Raw genomic sequence first — 16,405 nt, forward strand, 5'->3', positions numbered from 1 at the left:
AGCGGGATTTTTTTGTGTTAATTTTAAGAAGAAAAGATTATAAAAAACCTTGTATTTTTACAAGGATAATATTTGAGAATTAACTTATGAAGTACACTACATTACCAAATACAGATATAAAAGTTTCTAAAATATGTTTAGGAACAATGACTTGGGGAAATCAAAATACAGAGGCTGATGGACACGAACAAATGGATTATGCCTTAGAACAAGGAGTAAACTTTTTTGATACTGCTGAATTATATTCAGTTCCAGCAACTCCTGAAACTTATGGAGCTACTGAAAAAATTATTGGGTCTTGGTTTAAAAAAACAGGAAACAGAGACAAAGTAGTATTGGCTTCAAAAATAGCAGGAAGTGGTGCTTATACGGCTCATATTCGTGAAGGAAGATTTGGAAGGGAAAATATAAAAGAAGCTGTAGAAGGGAGCTTAAAAAGGCTACAAACGGATTATATAGACTTATATCAATTACACTGGCCAGATAGAGGTGTAAATTGTTTTGGTGTTCGCGATTATCCTTATGAAACTTCAACCAAAGAAGCAGAAAACCATTTAGAGATTTTAGAAACCTTAAATGACCTAGTAAAAGAAGGTAAAATTAAGCAAGTTGGATTGTCAAATGAGACACCTTGGGGAACTATGAAGTATTTGCAAACTGCAGAAGAAAAAGGGTTGCCAAGAATGGTTACAATTCAAAATTCATATTCATTAATCCACAGAGGTTATGAGTATGGAATGTCTGAAGTATCTATGAGAGAGAATATAGGATTGTTAGCGTATTCACCATTAGCACAAGGAGTGTTGTCTGGTAAATATTTAAACGGACAAACACCAGAAGGAGCAAGAGGAACTTTGTTTCCAAGATTTATAGCAAGATATATGTCTGAAGGTTCTTTAAAAGCAGTGGAAGAATATCAGAAAATAGCTGTAAAACATGGATTAACACTTTCTGAATTATCATTGGCATATATCAATCAGTTACCATTTGTAACAAGTAATATTATTGGTGCAACAAAAATGAGCCAATTAAAAGAAAACATTAATTCTATTAATATTGATTTAAGCAAAGAGATTTTAGGAGAAATTGAAGCAGTACACGCGGTTATTCCGAATCCAGCACCTTAATGAATATTAAGAATAAAATACTAGCCTCTTACACTGTAGTATTTCTTGCTATAATTTTAATGGTATTGCTTTCTTTTGATTTTTTTGAAAGTAATTCAGAAGAAAAAAGAAACCAGTTTTTTTGCGGTACTGTGGATTTTGATGAGGAGTATAAAGAAGGAAAGAAACTTTTTAAAATGTTATGTGCTAGTTGCCATAAGTTAGATAAACTTGTTTTTGGACCTTCACTTAAGAAAGTTGAAATTGATTCAATTAGTTTATTTAAATATTTGAAATCAAATCAACATAGACCTAGTTTTCCTCAATTGTCTCAGGAAAATGTTAATGAAGTCTTGAAATATATAGAAAGTAAAAAACCGAAGTAATTAACTTCGGTTTTTTGTTTTTATGATATTATATAAAGTTATTCTACTATTTTAAAATTACTAACTTTAAATTTTTCGTTTTCTAATTTACCTGTAACTTCTACTTTTCTAATTGCATTACAAAAACCAATATTTTCATCGTGTGCATCGCCATAATCGTCAATATGAGCCCCTTCAACAAAATAAGCTTTGCCATCAATTTTTATGGCTAAATCACATCCACGTTGGGTTTTTAGCTCAAACTGACATTGTCCGCAAGAAGCTTCTGTAACAAAAGTTTTTTCCTTTGGTTGCGCACATGAAAGTAATAAAAGTATACTACTAAAAGTAAAAAGAGATTTCATAAATAATTTTTTAGTAACCTACTTTATCACGTACTCTCTTTAAAACATCTTTTGCAATTGCACGAGCTTTTTCAGCGCCAATAGCTAAAGCTTCATCAATTTCGTTACGATTTTCCATGTAGTGGTAATATTTCGCACGAACATCTGAGAACTTTTCAAGAATTAACTCATACAAAGCCTGTTTTGCATGACCATATCCGTAGTTTCCTCCTTCGTAGTTAGCACGCATTTCAGCAATTTGCTCATCAGAAGCTAATAATTTATATAAAGCAAAAACATTATCAGTATCAGGATCTTTAGGATCTTCAAGAGCTAAACTATCTGTTTTAATACCCATAATTTGTTTACGTAACTTCTTTTCAGGTAAAAAGATATCGATAAAGTTATCTCTAGATTTACTCATTTTTTCACCATCGGTACCAGGGACTAGTTTAGTGTTTTCATTAATTTTAGCTTGAGGTAAAACCAAAGTGTCACCAATAATATTATTTAGTCTACTAGCTACATCACGTGTCATTTCTAAATGCTGTAATTGGTCTTTACCAACAGGAACAACTTCAGCATCGTATAATAAAATGTCGGCAGCCATTAACATTGGGTAAGTAAATAATCCAGCGTTTACATCCGATAATCTGTCAGCTTTATCTTTAAAACTGTGTGCTAAGGTTAAACGTTGGTATGGAAAATAACAACTTAAATACCAAGTTAATTCGGTAACCTCAGGAATATCACTTTGACGATAAAAAACAGTTTTAGAAATATCAATTCCACAAGCAAGCCAAGTAGCAGCAGTACTATAGGTGTTTTCACGTAATTGCTCACCATCTTTAATTTGTGTTAAAGAATGCATATCGGCAATAAATAAAAACGATTCATTTTTAGGATCGTTAGCCATTTCAATGGCAGGTAAAATAGCTCCTAATAAATTCCCTAAATGTGGGGTTCCTGTACTTTGTACTCCAGTTAAAACTCTTGACATATTTCTTCTTGAAATGTTTTGTGTAATTATTAAATAATGCTAGCAAAAATAAGGTTAAAAATCATCAAACAAAAGAAATTACTACATTCGCAGTTATGATTAAATATTTACTATTTCCTTTTCGATTGATTTGGCGCTTATGGTTTTATGTGTTGATTTTAGTTTCAGTAGTAGTAATGTCGCCTTTTTTACTCATATTAACTTCTAGTGAAAAATATTACCCAGTATTTTGGAAACTAATTAGAGCGTGGTCTTTTCTTCTGATTTATGGAATGGGTTTCCGATTAAAAATTGATAGAAAAGAAGAAATAAAAAGAGACCAAAGCTATATGTTTTGTGCAAATCATGCGTCGTTATTAGATGGATGGGTAATGTGTGCAATGAGTAAAAATCCAATTGTATTTGTAGGAAAGAAAGAATTGGTGAAAATTCCAATCTTTGGGTTTTTCTACAAAAAAGTGGTAATTATGGTTGATAGAAGTGATGCAGAGAGTAGAAAGCGAGTATATGAACAAGCAAAAAGAAGACTTAAAAACGGAACAAGTATTGCAATTTTTCCAGAAGGAATGGTGCCTACTGAGAATATAATTTTAGCACCATTTAAAAATGGAGCATTTAGTTTAGCTATCGAACATCAAATACCTATAGTACCTCAATTATATTTAGATTGTAAGCGATTGTTTTCGTGGGACTTTTTCAAAGGAGCTCCCGGAACTTTTAGAATTAAACAATGTGAGTTTATAAATACAAAAGGACTTACAATGGATGATAAGGATACTCTTAAAAAAAGTACTTTTGATATTATGTACAATGAATTGACTAATGATGAGTTGTATATGAAAGACACAAATAGACCAAATAATGAGCGAGAATTTAAATCACCGTTATAGCGAAAAAGAAGAGAGACTAAATGTATTAACTCATGGATTTGGGTTACTATTAAGTTTTCTAGTTTTTCCGTTTTTAATTTCAAAGTCTATTACATACACCAATTTTTGGGAAGTGTCAAGCTTTATTATTTATGGTGTAAGTTTAGTAATTTTATATGGGGCTTCTACTTTTTATCATGCTACAAAAGAACCTAGGTTAAGGAGAAGGTTGAATATTTTTGACCATGCTGCTATTTATGTTTTAATAGCAGGTAGTTACACCCCTTTTTGTTTAGTTGTTTTGCCAGAAGAAACAGGATGGTATTTATTTGTTTTTGTTTGGTTATTTGCATTAACAGGAGTTATTTTAAAATTGTTTTTTACAGGTAAGTTTGATAAGCTATCTACAGCGTTATATTTAATAATGGGTTGGCAAGTTGTTTTCTTAATTAAACCTTTAATGGAAAATTTATCCTCAGAAGGATTATTTTATTTAATGGCAGGAGGTGTCTTTTACACAGTAGGAGCACTATTTTATTCGATAGGGAAAATAAAATATAACCACGCAATTTTTCATGTATTTGTGCTTTTAGGAAGCTTTAGTCATTTTTTGACCATATTTTTTTACGTGTAAAAATTAAAGGCTAGAATAATTGATTTATTTCCAGTTGCAAAATGGATTCTTGCTGAGATTAGAATTATAGTATTCAACTATTCCAGTAACTTCCTTGCCTAACCATTCAGGTTTGGTAAAGTTTTCGTTTTCATTATTAAGTTCAACTTCAGCAACTAATAAGCCTTCATTAGTTCCTAAAAACTCATCAACTTCAAAAGTATGTTGGTTTACCTTTACTAAGTATCGGTATTTTTCAATGATACCTTCTTCACATAATTCTAATAAATTTTCAGCTTCAGTTCTGGTAATTTCTTTTTCCCATTCAAATCGAGTAGTTCCATTTTTATTAGAAGGCCCTTTAATAGTTAAAAAACCAGAGTCGTTTTTAATTCGAACTCTTACAACACGCTCTTTTTTCGAATTTAAGAATCCTTGTTTTATATAGCTCTTTTTGTATGCTAATTGTTTATAAATGTTAGAGTTTACAAGAAACTTTCTTTCTATTTCAAAAGTCATAAGAAATTGAATCAAATTTATACGAAAGTATCATTTTTATAATTAATATTAAATACCTTTGATGACGGTTTTAAAAATCAATTATAAAAATTGTTAATTAATGGCAATGATTACTACAAAAGCCATTGTTTTGAGTACTCTTAAATATGGTGATACAAGCTTAATTGTAAAATGCTTTACTTTAGAAGAAGGAGTAAGTTCTTACATTATTAGAGGAGTTTTAAGTTCTAAAAGAGGGAAGTTAAAACCAGCTTATTTTCAACCATTAACACAGTTAGAGCTAACAGCAAACCATAGCAATAAAAATTCATTAAACTCTATAAGAGAAGCTCGAGTTATTTATTCTTATGAAAATATTTATACATCGGTTGTTAAACAAACTATTGTAATGTTTTTATCAGAAGTATTATCTAGTATTATTCAAGAAGAAGAAAAAAATGAAGTTTTGTATAAGTATATAGAAACTGGACTTGTTTGGTTAGATACTCATGATAATATTGCGAATTTTCATTTACTTTTTATACTGAATTTATCAAGATTTCTTGGGTTTTATCCAGACCTAGCTGATATCGAAAAATTAGGTTTTAGTTTACTAGAAGGAAGGTTTACAGATACGACTTATGAAAAGCTAGTAATAACAGGGAAAGAATTAATTCTTTTTAAAAGCCTTTTAGGCATAAATTTTGATGCAATAGATTCAATTTCGTACAATAAAAACGAAAGACAAATAATACTGAGAATAATAATTCAATATTTTGAATTACATTTGGAAGGGTTTAAAAAACCTAAATCTTTAGACGTTTTAGAAACGGTGTTTAGTTGATATATGAAGCAAATTATAACTGTATATTTTTTATTGATAATAGGGTCAGTTTTTTCGCAAAACCTTACTGTAATTGATGCCGAAACAGGTAAGCCAATTGAAGGAGTGGCTGTGTTTAATAAAAGTAAAACTAAGTCGGGAGTAAGTGATGAAAAAGGAAAAGTAAATATTTCAGAATTTCAGAAAAATGAAATATTAATTTTATCGCATGTGGTTTACGCTAAATTTCAGGAAAAGAAGTCTAATTTAGAAAAGAACAGATATCAAGTTTTCTTATCAAAACAATCAGAACAATTAGATGAAGTAGTTGTTTCTGTATTTAAGAAACAAGAAAAAGCTAATAGAATAGCAGAACAAATAGCTTTAATATCTTCCAAAGAAATTAAAAAAGTATCTCCTCAAACTTCAGCAGATTTATTAGCTAATGTGCCGGGAATTAAAGTTCAAAAATCACAATTTGGAGGAGGAAGTCCCGTTTTGAGGGGAATGGAAAGTAATCGTGTATTACTTGTAGTGGATGGGGTTCGAATGAATAATGCTATTTATCGTAAAGGTCACCTGCAAAACTCTATTACAGTAAGTCCTAATTTGTTAGATAAAACAGAAGTAGTGTTTGGACCATCATCTGTAATATACGGATCTGATGCACTAGGAGGAGTAATTCATTATTATACCAAAACACCAAGAATTTCTGATAAAAGCCAAATTAAAGGAGATGCTTTTTTAAGATATAGTTCAGTAAATAATGAGGTAACTAATGCCGTTTCTGTAGAATTACAATTTAAAAAGTGGGCTTCTTTAACAAGTGTAACGCATAGTACATTTGGCGACTTGAGAATGGGAAAAAATCGTTCTCATGGATTTGATGACTGGGGAAAAGTATTTTTTTATTCAGATAATATGAATGGGAATTATAATGAGAATCCAACTGCTAACTCAAATCCAAATATTCAAAGAAATACAGGGTTTAGTCAAACAGATATATTACAAAAGTTTTACGTACCGTTATCTAGAAATACCGATTTAAAATTCAATATTCAATATTCAACATCTACAAATGTTCCTCGTTTTGATAGATTAACAGAATTAAAAAATGGAACACTTAAGTTTGCAGAGTGGAATTATGGACCACAAAACAGATTTTTAGCGTCTTCACAATTAGAAATTAATCCAAAGAAAAAGTGGATTGAGAATGGTGTTATTACTCTAGCTTACCAAAATATTCAAGAAAGTCGTATTCAAAGAAAGTTTGGAACATTAGAAAGAACATACAGAAAAGAAGATGTAGATGTTTTTAGTTTAAATGGAGACTTTTCTGTTTCGTTAGCTAAAAAAAGAAATTTGGGCTATGGATTTGAAGTAACATACAATGATGTACAATCTAATTCTTTTGGAAGAGTTTTAAGAGTTGATAATAATAAAGTTGTAGGTTTTAACGGAAGTTTTCCAGTGCAGTCTAGATATCCAGATGGAGGAAGCAGTTATTTTAGTTCTGCTATATATGTAGACTACCGACAAGATATTTCAAGTAATTCTACATTAAATACAGGAGTTAGATTAACAAATACAAACCTGCAAGCTAAATGGGATAGTGAAACGTTTATAGTGTTACCAAATAATGATATTGGTTTAAATAATACAGCTTTAACAGCAACCATTGGTTATGTTTATAAACCAACTAATACATGGCAATTAAATACTGTACTTTCATCAGGTTTTAGATCGCCAAATATTGATGATGTAGGTAAGGTTGGAGAAAAAAACGGAAACGTAACCGTACCAAATGTAAATTTAAGACCAGAGCATGCTTATAATATAGAAGTAGGAGCACAAAAATATTTTAATGATAAAAAATTTAGAATTGGTGCAAACGTATATTATACTTTACTGAATAATTACATATATAGAGAAGCTTTCGAATTAATTCCTGGAAATCAAACAATAACTTACGATGGTGACGATGGTAATATTGTAGCCAATGTAAATAAAGGTCAAGCCTATGTTACAGGAGCTACATTAAGTTATCAAGGTAAGTTATTTAAAAATTGGAAAACCTCAGGTTCTTTAACCTATACCAAAGGAGAAACATATGATACAAATATGCCTTTGTCATCTATTCCACCGTTGTTTGGTAGATTTGAGATAAATTATTCAAAAGCTAATTTTGAAGGAGGAGCAAATCTTATTTTTAATGCTAAAAAAGGTATTGAAACATATAATATAGAAGAAGGTATCGATAATCATGTACAAACACCAATTGTTGATGAAAATGCTTCTTTAGCTACAGATAAATATTATGGAACTCCAGCTTGGATGACCGTTGGGGTTTTTGGAAAATATCAATTGAATACTAATATTTCAATACAAACACAAATCACTAATCTATTTGATGTTCATTATAAGGAATTTGCTTCTGGTGTTTCTGCACCAGGCCGTAATTTTTCTTTATCATTAACAACAAGTTTTTAAAAAAATAAATATGATAAACATATTTAAAATTGTAAGTTTATTAGAAGGAGTATCTTATATTTTATTACTTTTTATTGCTACTCCAATTAAATATTTACAAGATAATCCTGCATATGTAAAAATGTTAGGAATGCCTCATGGGCTACTATTTGTAGCATACATAATAATGGCAATAATGCTAAAGTATGAGTTAGATTGGAAAGGTAAAACTTTTGGTATAGTATGCTTATTATCAATTTTACCTTTTGGAACTTTCTTCGTAGGAAAATACCTTAAAAAAGAGTAGCTCTTAAAAACTATCCTCCACTAACAGGTGGGATAATAGCAACTATATCAGATTCTTTTATAATTGTTTCGTTAGAAGCATAGCTTTCATTAATAGCTACAGCATAAGTGCTCATTTCTTTTAATGATTCATTTTTGCTAACAAGAATCTCTTTAAAAGTGGCTACTGAACAATTAATAGGAAGTTCTATCTGTAAAGAAGAACTTCCTATTAAGTCAGTTGCGATACCAAAAAGTAGTACATTAATATTCATATTACGAAATTACAATTTAATTCCGAATACTACTCTATTTTCATTGCGTCCATTAAAGTTAGATCTAGCAAAGTCTACACGTAAAAAACGCCATTTTCCAAATCCAATATTATCTAAACCTACTGAATATTCAGAATATGGTTTGTTGCCTCCAGTAAATAGTCCTTTGGCTCCAGTAACTAAATGGAAATTAAGTTTGTTAAGAAGAGGAACTTTACTTAATAAAGCACCTTTAAAATTGTATTCTCCATGCAATTCACCATATTTATCGTTTGTGCTTAATTGATAGTAAGGTAACATATAAAAGTTATTTAAATAATTACTATTTGGAGCTACTAACAAACGATTTCCGTTAAAATGAGCATAATCTATAAAAGGAATGTCTTTCTTCCCTAAAAAGATGCCTCCTTTGGCTTTATATTTAAACTCTCCCCAGTTTCCTAGAGAAATTCTTTGGTTTAATTGTGAATAGATAACATCTGAATTCCATTCAGAATTATCTGCCCCGAAATTCTTTTTGTAACCAATAAATAGCGAAGGGTATTTTCTACTACTTACATTATACTTTCCATTAGGATACGATAAGTATTTTTGACCAAATTGAATATTTGCACCAAGAGTAAACGACCATATTTTATGTGGCGTAAATGAAGATGTAAAATTAGTTGGGTCTTGTGGGTTGTTAGACGTGTATTCTACATTACTTTTTGGAAACATTACATAATCTGTAGTGTTAAATAATGGCTTTCTGTTTGCATATTCTAATGAAGTAGACATGCGTAAACCATTAACAACTTCTTGTGAAAAAGAAACCCTAGCAAAATCTTTTTCATAAATTTTCATGTAATTTCTTTCAAAAAGTACTGAACTAATAGTGTTCCAAAATCTAGAAATAGGTCTTTTTGCATTAAACTGGGCTGTTGTTCTACCTCCAGAAATATTTAATATTGGTCGAGTAGTATTGTTCCATTTGTAATAAAAATAACCAGTAGGTCTTATTTTTTTATCAGAGATACCATAATTGATGTTTGCACTAGCACCAAAGTTTTTACCTTTTTTATTTAGCGTTTTATAATAGTTAATACCGATAGACGAATTCCATCCTTGAACAGTATTAAAACTTATGTTTTCTATAGGAGAAGAAAAGCTAAGTCCCCATTTTTCATAAGTGTTATTGTATGAATAACCAGAAAGAACATTTAAAATTTTAAACTTATTCTGTTTAGTGTCTACGGAATCTAAATACTTTTTTGATTTTCGTTTAGTTTTAATACTATCTTTTAATTTATAATCAGCAATCTCTTCATTGGTTAAGGTTACAGGGCGTATTTTATTCCAATAAACTGTATCTTTTTCTGTAGCGTTTTCAGCAAAAGATAAAATTTCACTTCCAAAATACTTGTTAGAAAAATCAGGTTCAAAATTATAATTAGAATACGCAGCAGAAAAACGCCCATTAAAATTAAAACCAAACATTCCTGCTTTAAAATCTATAGTTTGAGTTACTGGAACCCAAGCTTTATTTTTATTAGAGTAATTATAGTTTTGTTTAATTTTTAAAGTGTCAATCATTGGCATACTTACTTGTGCACCAGTAACAACAACATCGGCTCCATAAATAGCCCAATCATCTTCAACAATATAGATGTGACCACTAAAAACTCGATCGTTTTTTCTTTTGGGTAATAATTGAATTTTACTAATCAAATTACCATTTTTATCATAAAAAGTTCCAGCTAATTTGTAGTTGTAATAACCAAAAGCACCATTAGCAATTGGAGAAACCATTTGAGCATCGGCTAGGTTAAATGAGTTCTCATAAAAGTTAAAATCAACTTCCTCTGCTTGATTAAAGCTAATTCCATTATCACTACCAGAAACTTTAGAAGCTATAATATGCTCTTTGAAGTTTTTAGGTTTTTTTTGAAATGAAATTTTAGAAATGGTTTCAGACAAATAAACTATACCGCTTCTGGTAGAATCTAAGCCACCACCCATATCACCAATTTCTTGACCTAAGAATTTTTTAGGAAGGTTTTTTACTTTAAATAATCCACGAGAATAAAAATCGGCTTTGTATCGCCCAAATTTATCTGTGTTCTTGCTTTTGCTAGCAATGGCGTTTCTAATAATTCTATTAGCAGGATTTTCTTTAGACGAAATCAATACTTCATCTAAAGCAACTTCTTCTTCTGAAAGTTGAACATCTAAACTATAAGGAAAAGAGCTAATGTTAACTTTCTTTTTAATTGTTTTGTATCCTAAGATTTGATAAACAATAGTATGTTCTCCTTTTTTACTAATGGCTAATTCATAATCACCATTATCATTTGTGGTTGTTCCGGTAATAGAATTTTCTAGATAGACACTAACAAAAGATAAAGGTTTGTTAGTATTACTGGTTACTTTTCCTCTAATTTGAGAAAAAGTAATATTAGTAAGTGTTAAAAACAGTAGCGTAATTGTTTTTTTCATAGTTGGGTTTAATTGAATTTGAAACAAACATATATGTTGCAAATTCTTAATTATGTTTATAAGCTGTTAAATAATTGACAAAGAATTATTAAAGTTATAGACGCCAATATTTTTAAAACAGTTGCCTGAGTTTTTAATTACCTCCTTTTTTCTTTTTTTTCTTTCCAAATAAACCACCTAAAACATCAGTTACTTTCTTAACGGTTTTGTCAGTTTTACTAGTTGAGTCTTTCTTTTTATTGCCTAATAAATTACCTAAAGTATTTTTAACAAGATTTTCCTTTTGGCGTTGTACTAACTCTTGAGTTAATTTAGTAACAGAAGAAGATAAATCTGTTTTTATCGTAGGACTAGTCATACTACCTGTTAGGTTTGCTGTAACTGGAACTGTAATATTTTGATCTTTTGCACTTAGTTTTGATAATATTCCTTGAACATCACTTCCTAAATATTTTGCAGGAACATCAAACGTTATATTATAATTCATCGTTTGATCAAAACCATGAGTACCGCCAACATTAATGCCAATATCTTTGTATTTTAACTTAAAAGGAGATACTTCTACTTGCCCCTTTTTAAATGATAAATGAGTTTTAATATCAGTTAAGTCTAATTTAGTTAAATCGATAAAAGATAATTTATCGTTTAATAAACTTAAAGCTTTTGTTTTTTCCGGATTAATCTTAGTAGTTAACAATTCAGCCAAGGCTTTACCAGAAATTGAAGTTAAATTTGGAGTAAAATCAGTATTTAAATCTCCAGATAAATTAATGTCTGAATTTAATTTACCATTCATAGCACCAGCAATTGGACTTAGCGATTGTAGTAAATCTAAACTATTAAATGATTGAGCAATATCAAACGATTTGATTCCTAGTTTTACATCAAAAGTTGGTTGTTTTTTCTGTGTGTTCACTTCACCATTTAAGGCTATTTTACCGTTAAAAATGCCTGCATTTACATTTTGTAAAGTAGCTTTTTCATCTTTCAATAATAAAGTACCTTTTACATTTCGTAGTTTTAAATTATCGTAATAAACAGTTTTAGCATCAGCAAATATTTTGCAATCTAAAAAAGCAGGAATCATTAAAGATTCTGTTGGCTTTTCTTCTTTCGGAGTGTCTTCTTTCTTTTCTGTTGGATTAGTATTTTCTTGCATAAAGTCACTAACATAAAAAGAGTTTGAATTCACTTTAAAATCACCTTGTAATTTTTTATTTGAAAGTAAAAAGCCTAATAGATTTTGAATTTTACCAGTCGCATTAATATCACTCTTACCTGTATTTGCGTCAAATTTTGTTAAAGAAATAGTCGTTGGAGTAAAATCTACTTTGGTGTTTTTTATATTAATAGGGTTAACAATATCTTTAGAAGAAAAAACAAAATCACTTACTTCAATATGCCCATTGTTCTTAATTCTATTCAAGTTACTTTTTTGAATTGCATCTAAATCGAATTTGGTATGTAAGTTTGCTTTTAAAATACCTCTTAGCTCATTTTTTAAATCAACAGGGTAAGCCTTGTTTATGTTAGCTAAGTTTAATGTTCCGTTTAGTGTTGCATTTATAAGTGGATTTGTAGTTAAATTATGTACACTACCTTTTCCTGAAAAAGTGTCTTCATCAATTTTAAATGATAACCCTGCGATGTTTACATACGTATTTTGCGTTTTACCTGTAGTGTTTTTTATTTGTGCGTCAATATTGATGTTTCTTACAGTTTTAGGTAAATCTGGATACTTGAATGATGCATTTTTTGATGAAAGAGTAATGTCTAATTTAGGAATATTCGAGTTATCAATAATACCATTAACTTTACCGTTAACGCTAAAGTTACCAGAAGTGGTAACATTGGCAATGTTTTTAGTATATGCTTCAGGAATTAAACCTAAAAAGTTTTTAAAATCAGATGAAGGAGTTTTAAAGTTAATATCAACTTCTTGATTGTTCTTATTTATTTGAACATATCCATCAAAAATTAAAGGTAAGTTATTCAGTTTTGCTTCATTCTTTAAAAATGAAAATTTCTGATTTACCAAATCCATTCCCAAAATAGCATCTAATTGAATTTTCTGATTTTTAGCATACGAAGTACCATCCATGCCAAAAGAAATTAGAGTAGATGTTTTGGTGTCTAGCTCCATATTAGACTGAGAAAAATCACCGCTTCCAGAATGATTAAAATCATTTAAGCTAAGATGCATTTTTCCTTTCTTATCAGTATACTTAATGGCTGTATTTGAAATATTATAAGAATCAATAGAAAGTCCAAAATTAGAAGAACTAGTATTTTCTGTAGTTGTTTCTTGTGTTACTTCTTTAGGTTTAGAGATGTCATAATTTGCATTTCCATTTTTATCAACCAAAACATTCACTTTTGCATTATCAATAGAAAAAGATTTTATATTCAGTTGATCTGTACTACTTTTAAAAAGTTCAGTTAATCTTAAGTTTAAACGAATATCGTTTGCATATAATAAAGTATCACCCTCAAAAGGTTTGTTATTTATAACGGTTGTATTTGAAAGTTGAACCGAAATATTAGGGAAATTTCTAATTAAACTTAGGTTAGCATCACTAAAATCAACTTTAGCATTAACATTATTGTTTACAGTCTGTTTAACCAAACCAATTATCTTGTCTTGGAACAATAAAGGAATACTTACAAGAATAACAAAGATTGCTATTACAACTCCTAAAACTATTTTATAAATCTTTTTCATGATTAAAAAGGTTGATTTTATATACTAACGAACAAAGGTCTGCATTTATTTGTTAAACAAAAGTGAATAAAATAATAAAATAAAACTTTTGTTAATTTTGCGCCATAAAATAAGTGTTTTGAACCATAAAGAGCAATATTCCAAATTTATAAAAGAACAGGCAAAAAGATTAGGTTTTTTGGCTTGTGGTATTGCTAAAGCTGATTTTTTAGAAGAGGAAGCTCCACGCTTAGAAGAATGGTTGAATAATAATAACCATGGTGAAATGCGCTATATGGAAAACCATTTTGATAAACGTTTAGACCCTAGGTTGTTAGTTGAAGGAGCTAAATCTGTTATATCATTGTCATACAATTATTTTCCAGAAAAGGTTCAGAGTGATGATAGTTATAAGATTTCTAAATATGCTTATGGTCAGGATTATCATCATGTAATAAAAGAAAAACTTAGAGAGTTGTTATCGCTAATTAATGATGAAATTGGAGAAGTTTCAGGTCGTTGTTTTGTTGATTCAGCTCCAGTGTTAGAAAGAGCTTGGGCAGAAAAGGCTGGTTTGGGTTGGAATGGAAAGCATACATTATTAATTCAAAAACAACAAGGCTCATTTTTCTTCTTGGCAGAATTAATAATTGATTTAGAGCTTGAATATGATTATGCTTTTCAAACAGATCATTGTGGAAAGTGTACTCGTTGTATAGATGCTTGTCCAACTCAAGCAATTTTACCAAATAACACTGTAGATGGAAGTAAATGTATATCCTATTTTACAATTGAATTAAAAGATGCTATTCCTACTGAGTTTAAAGGAATGAATGAAGATTGGATGTTTGGTTGTGATGTTTGTCAGGATGTGTGTCCGTGGAATCGTTTTTCAAAACCACATTCAGAACCTTTGTTCGCACCTCAGGGGGACTTGTTAGAAATGACACAACGTGATTGGAAAGAATTAACACAAGAAACGTTTAGTAAAGTGTTTAAAAAGTCGGCGGTGAAAAGGACTAAATTTTCTGGTTTAACAAGAAATATCTCTTTTTTGAGTGAATAAATAAAAGCTACCTGAATATGAAATTCAGATAGCTCTCATTTCTCTTAGAGAAAATCACCAAAGAAAAACCAGTTTAAACTTTTTTTAATTTTACTTGGTTGTTCTTCTGTTTCGTTTTGTGTTTGTGATTGATTGCTTTTCTTTTCTTTTAAAGACTCTTGCTCAAATAAGTCTACAACAAATTCATCATAGGTTTTACCTTCTTCTTTCAAATAAGCATCAAAATATAATTCACTTGCTTTTTCACCTTTTATTTTTTCAATATCTAAAAGAGTTTTGTAAAGAGGTTCAATCTTTTTAATAACACTTTCTGGTACGGCTTTTCTACGGCCTGTGTAACCAGTCATTTTGCCATTATCATCTTTGTCAATAGTAAAGTCGGTAATTACCCAGTAATACCTTCCAGTTCTAGTTAGGTTTTTTACAATAGCATGAAAGTTTTCACCTTTCTTTAAAGAATCCCATAAAACTTTGAATGCAACTTTAGGCATGTCGGGATGTCTAATGATATTGTGTGGTTCACCTATCAGTTCAATTTTATTGTATTCAGAAACTTCTTCAAAAGTATCGTTCATGTATAAAATTGTTCCGTGAAGGTCGGTTTTACTAATAATAATTTCGCTTTTGTTCCATTTGACTTCTTCATCAATAATGGTTGTTGGCCTGAGGGATATTTTTGTCATTTAACACTAATTTAGTCTAAACAAAAATAATAAAACTAACAGAACAGTAACCTTAAATTTTAGATAAAAAGTTACTGTTTTTTACTATTGTGAAAAGTTTAAAGATTAAAGGAAATCACCGAAGAAAAACCAATTTAACCCTTTTTTTAGTTTGCTTGTTTCTTCTTCCTCTTCTACTTTTTGACTATCTGCGATTGCTTTTTGTTCTTTAGATTTCTCTTGTTCAAATAAATCTACAACAAACTCATCATAGCTTTTACCAACCTCTTCTTTTAGGTAAGCTTCAAAATATAATTCACTTGCTTTTTCACCTTTCATATTTTCTATGTCTAATAGTGTTTTGTATAAAGGTTCAATTTTCTTTACAACACTATCAGGAACAGCTTTTCTTCTTGCGGTGTATCCAGTAACTTCTCCATCATCATTTTTGTCAATAACAAAATCAGTAATAACCCAATAATATCTTCCTGTTCTGGTTAGGTTTTTTACTATGGCGTGGTAGTTTTCTTCTCTTTTTAAGGCATCCCATAATGCTTTAAATGCAACTTTAGGCATATCGGGGTGTCTAATAATATTGTGTGGTTCGCCAATTAATTCAATAGGACTGTATTCACATGTGTTAGCAAAAACATCGTTAGCATATAAAATGGTGCCATATGTATCGGTTTTACTTACAATGGTTTTGGTTTTGTCCCATTTTACTTCTTCGTCGATTATTTGTCGTGGGGGAGTATTCATAGTTTTGAAAATTTAGATTGAATAATACTGCAAAATTAAATTGAAAATTAAACGACAAACATGATTTTTATCATGTTAGAAATTATTTTTACTAA

16 protein-coding genes are annotated in these 16,405 nt (G+C 29.8%); 8 read left to right on the forward strand and 8 right to left on the reverse strand.

Translation table 11 applies throughout. From position 1 onward, the window contains the following. Positions 1-86 precede the first annotated feature (86 nt). A complete protein-coding gene (locus tag F7018_RS01880) occupies positions 87-1,127 on the forward strand; it encodes an NADP(H)-dependent aldo-keto reductase (RefSeq protein WP_150898276.1) in 1,041 nt (346 codons plus the stop codon). Then, a complete protein-coding gene (locus tag F7018_RS01885; protein ID WP_150898277.1) occupies positions 1,127-1,492 on the forward strand; it encodes a c-type cytochrome in 366 nt (121 codons plus the stop codon). Before F7018_RS01880 ends, F7018_RS01885 begins: the two co-directional genes overlap by 1 nt. Positions 1,493-1,530: 38 nt before the next feature. On the opposite strand, the gene F7018_RS01890 is transcribed toward F7018_RS01885, so the two are convergent. Next, positions 1,531-1,836 carry a DUF6370 family protein gene (locus tag F7018_RS01890; protein WP_150898278.1) on the reverse strand — a complete coding sequence of 102 codons (306 nt, stop codon included), beginning with the start codon at positions 1,834-1,836 and terminating at the stop codon, positions 1,531-1,533. 10 nt (positions 1,837-1,846) lie between these two features. Then, a complete protein-coding gene (trpS, locus tag F7018_RS01895) occupies positions 1,847-2,815 on the reverse strand; it encodes a tryptophan--tRNA ligase (protein ID WP_150898279.1) in 969 nt (322 codons plus the stop codon). 95 nt (positions 2,816-2,910) lie between these two features. Here trpS and F7018_RS01900 point away from each other — a divergent pair, with 95 nt between their 5' ends. Further along, positions 2,911-3,705, forward strand: coding sequence for a lysophospholipid acyltransferase family protein (locus F7018_RS01900; protein ID WP_246175024.1), 795 nt, complete (start codon positions 2,911-2,913; stop codon positions 3,703-3,705). Further along, positions 3,677-4,318 carry a PAQR family membrane homeostasis protein TrhA gene (gene trhA / locus F7018_RS01905; RefSeq protein WP_150898280.1) on the forward strand — a complete coding sequence of 214 codons (642 nt, stop codon included), beginning with the start codon at positions 3,677-3,679 and terminating at the stop codon, positions 4,316-4,318. The genes F7018_RS01900 and trhA overlap by 29 nt, the downstream gene beginning before the upstream one ends. Before the next feature lie 24 nt (positions 4,319-4,342). Here trhA and F7018_RS01910 read toward each other — a convergent pair whose 3' ends face one another. After that, positions 4,343-4,816 (reverse strand): CYTH domain-containing protein, encoded by a 474-nt coding sequence (locus tag F7018_RS01910; RefSeq protein WP_150898281.1) that lies wholly within the window; start codon positions 4,814-4,816, stop codon positions 4,343-4,345. A gap of 100 nt (positions 4,817-4,916) precedes the next feature. Between F7018_RS01910 and recO the strand changes: the two genes are divergently transcribed. From recO to F7018_RS01925, 3 genes are read left to right on the forward strand one after another with little or no spacing between them, the layout of a single operon-like run. Further along, positions 4,917-5,639 (forward strand): DNA repair protein RecO, encoded by a 723-nt coding sequence (recO, locus tag F7018_RS01915; RefSeq protein WP_150898282.1) that lies wholly within the window; start codon positions 4,917-4,919, stop codon positions 5,637-5,639. Positions 5,640-5,642: 3 nt separating this feature from the next. Next, positions 5,643-8,108, forward strand: a complete 2,466-nt coding sequence (locus F7018_RS01920) for a TonB-dependent receptor (RefSeq protein ID WP_150898283.1) — start codon at positions 5,643-5,645, stop codon at positions 8,106-8,108. Positions 8,109-8,118: 10 nt separating this feature from the next. Continuing rightward, positions 8,119-8,394 (forward strand): DUF3817 domain-containing protein, encoded by a 276-nt coding sequence (locus tag F7018_RS01925; protein ID WP_150898284.1) that lies wholly within the window; start codon positions 8,119-8,121, stop codon positions 8,392-8,394. A 10-nt stretch (positions 8,395-8,404) separates the two neighbouring features. Here the strand turns inward: F7018_RS01925 and F7018_RS01930 are convergent, their stop codons facing one another. The 3 genes from F7018_RS01930 to F7018_RS01940 all read right to left on the reverse strand — a co-directional run bounded on the left by F7018_RS01930 (position 8,405) and on the right by F7018_RS01940 (position 13,844). Next, complete coding sequence (locus F7018_RS01930; RefSeq protein ID WP_150898285.1) at positions 8,405-8,647, reverse strand: MoaD/ThiS family protein; 243 nt, start codon at positions 8,645-8,647, stop codon at positions 8,405-8,407. A 9-nt stretch (positions 8,648-8,656) separates the two neighbouring features. Next, positions 8,657-11,122: a DUF5686 and carboxypeptidase regulatory-like domain-containing protein gene (locus tag F7018_RS01935; protein WP_150898286.1), complete on the reverse strand. Its 2,466-nt coding sequence runs from the start codon at positions 11,120-11,122 to the stop codon at positions 8,657-8,659. A gap of 133 nt (positions 11,123-11,255) precedes the next feature. Then, positions 11,256-13,844: an AsmA-like C-terminal region-containing protein gene (locus tag F7018_RS01940; RefSeq protein ID WP_150898287.1), complete on the reverse strand. Its 2,589-nt coding sequence runs from the start codon at positions 13,842-13,844 to the stop codon at positions 11,256-11,258. Between the two features lie 118 nt (positions 13,845-13,962). Here F7018_RS01940 and queG point away from each other — a divergent pair, with 118 nt between their 5' ends. Further along, complete coding sequence (queG, locus tag F7018_RS01945) at positions 13,963-14,889, forward strand: tRNA epoxyqueuosine(34) reductase QueG (protein ID WP_150898288.1); 927 nt, start codon at positions 13,963-13,965, stop codon at positions 14,887-14,889. Positions 14,890-14,933: 44 nt separating this feature from the next. On the opposite strand, the gene F7018_RS01950 is transcribed toward queG, so the two are convergent. Beyond that, a complete protein-coding gene (locus F7018_RS01950; RefSeq protein ID WP_150898289.1) occupies positions 14,934-15,572 on the reverse strand; it encodes a PAS domain-containing protein in 639 nt (212 codons plus the stop codon). Between the two features lie 105 nt (positions 15,573-15,677). After that, complete coding sequence (locus F7018_RS01955) at positions 15,678-16,310, reverse strand: PAS domain-containing protein (RefSeq protein ID WP_150898290.1); 633 nt, start codon at positions 16,308-16,310, stop codon at positions 15,678-15,680. Between the last annotated feature and the right edge of the window lie 95 nt (positions 16,311-16,405).

Origin of the sequence: Tenacibaculum aiptasiae, from assembly GCF_008806755.1 — a bacterium.
GTDB classification, from domain to species: Bacteria; Bacteroidota; Bacteroidia; order Flavobacteriales; family Flavobacteriaceae; genus Polaribacter; species Polaribacter aiptasiae.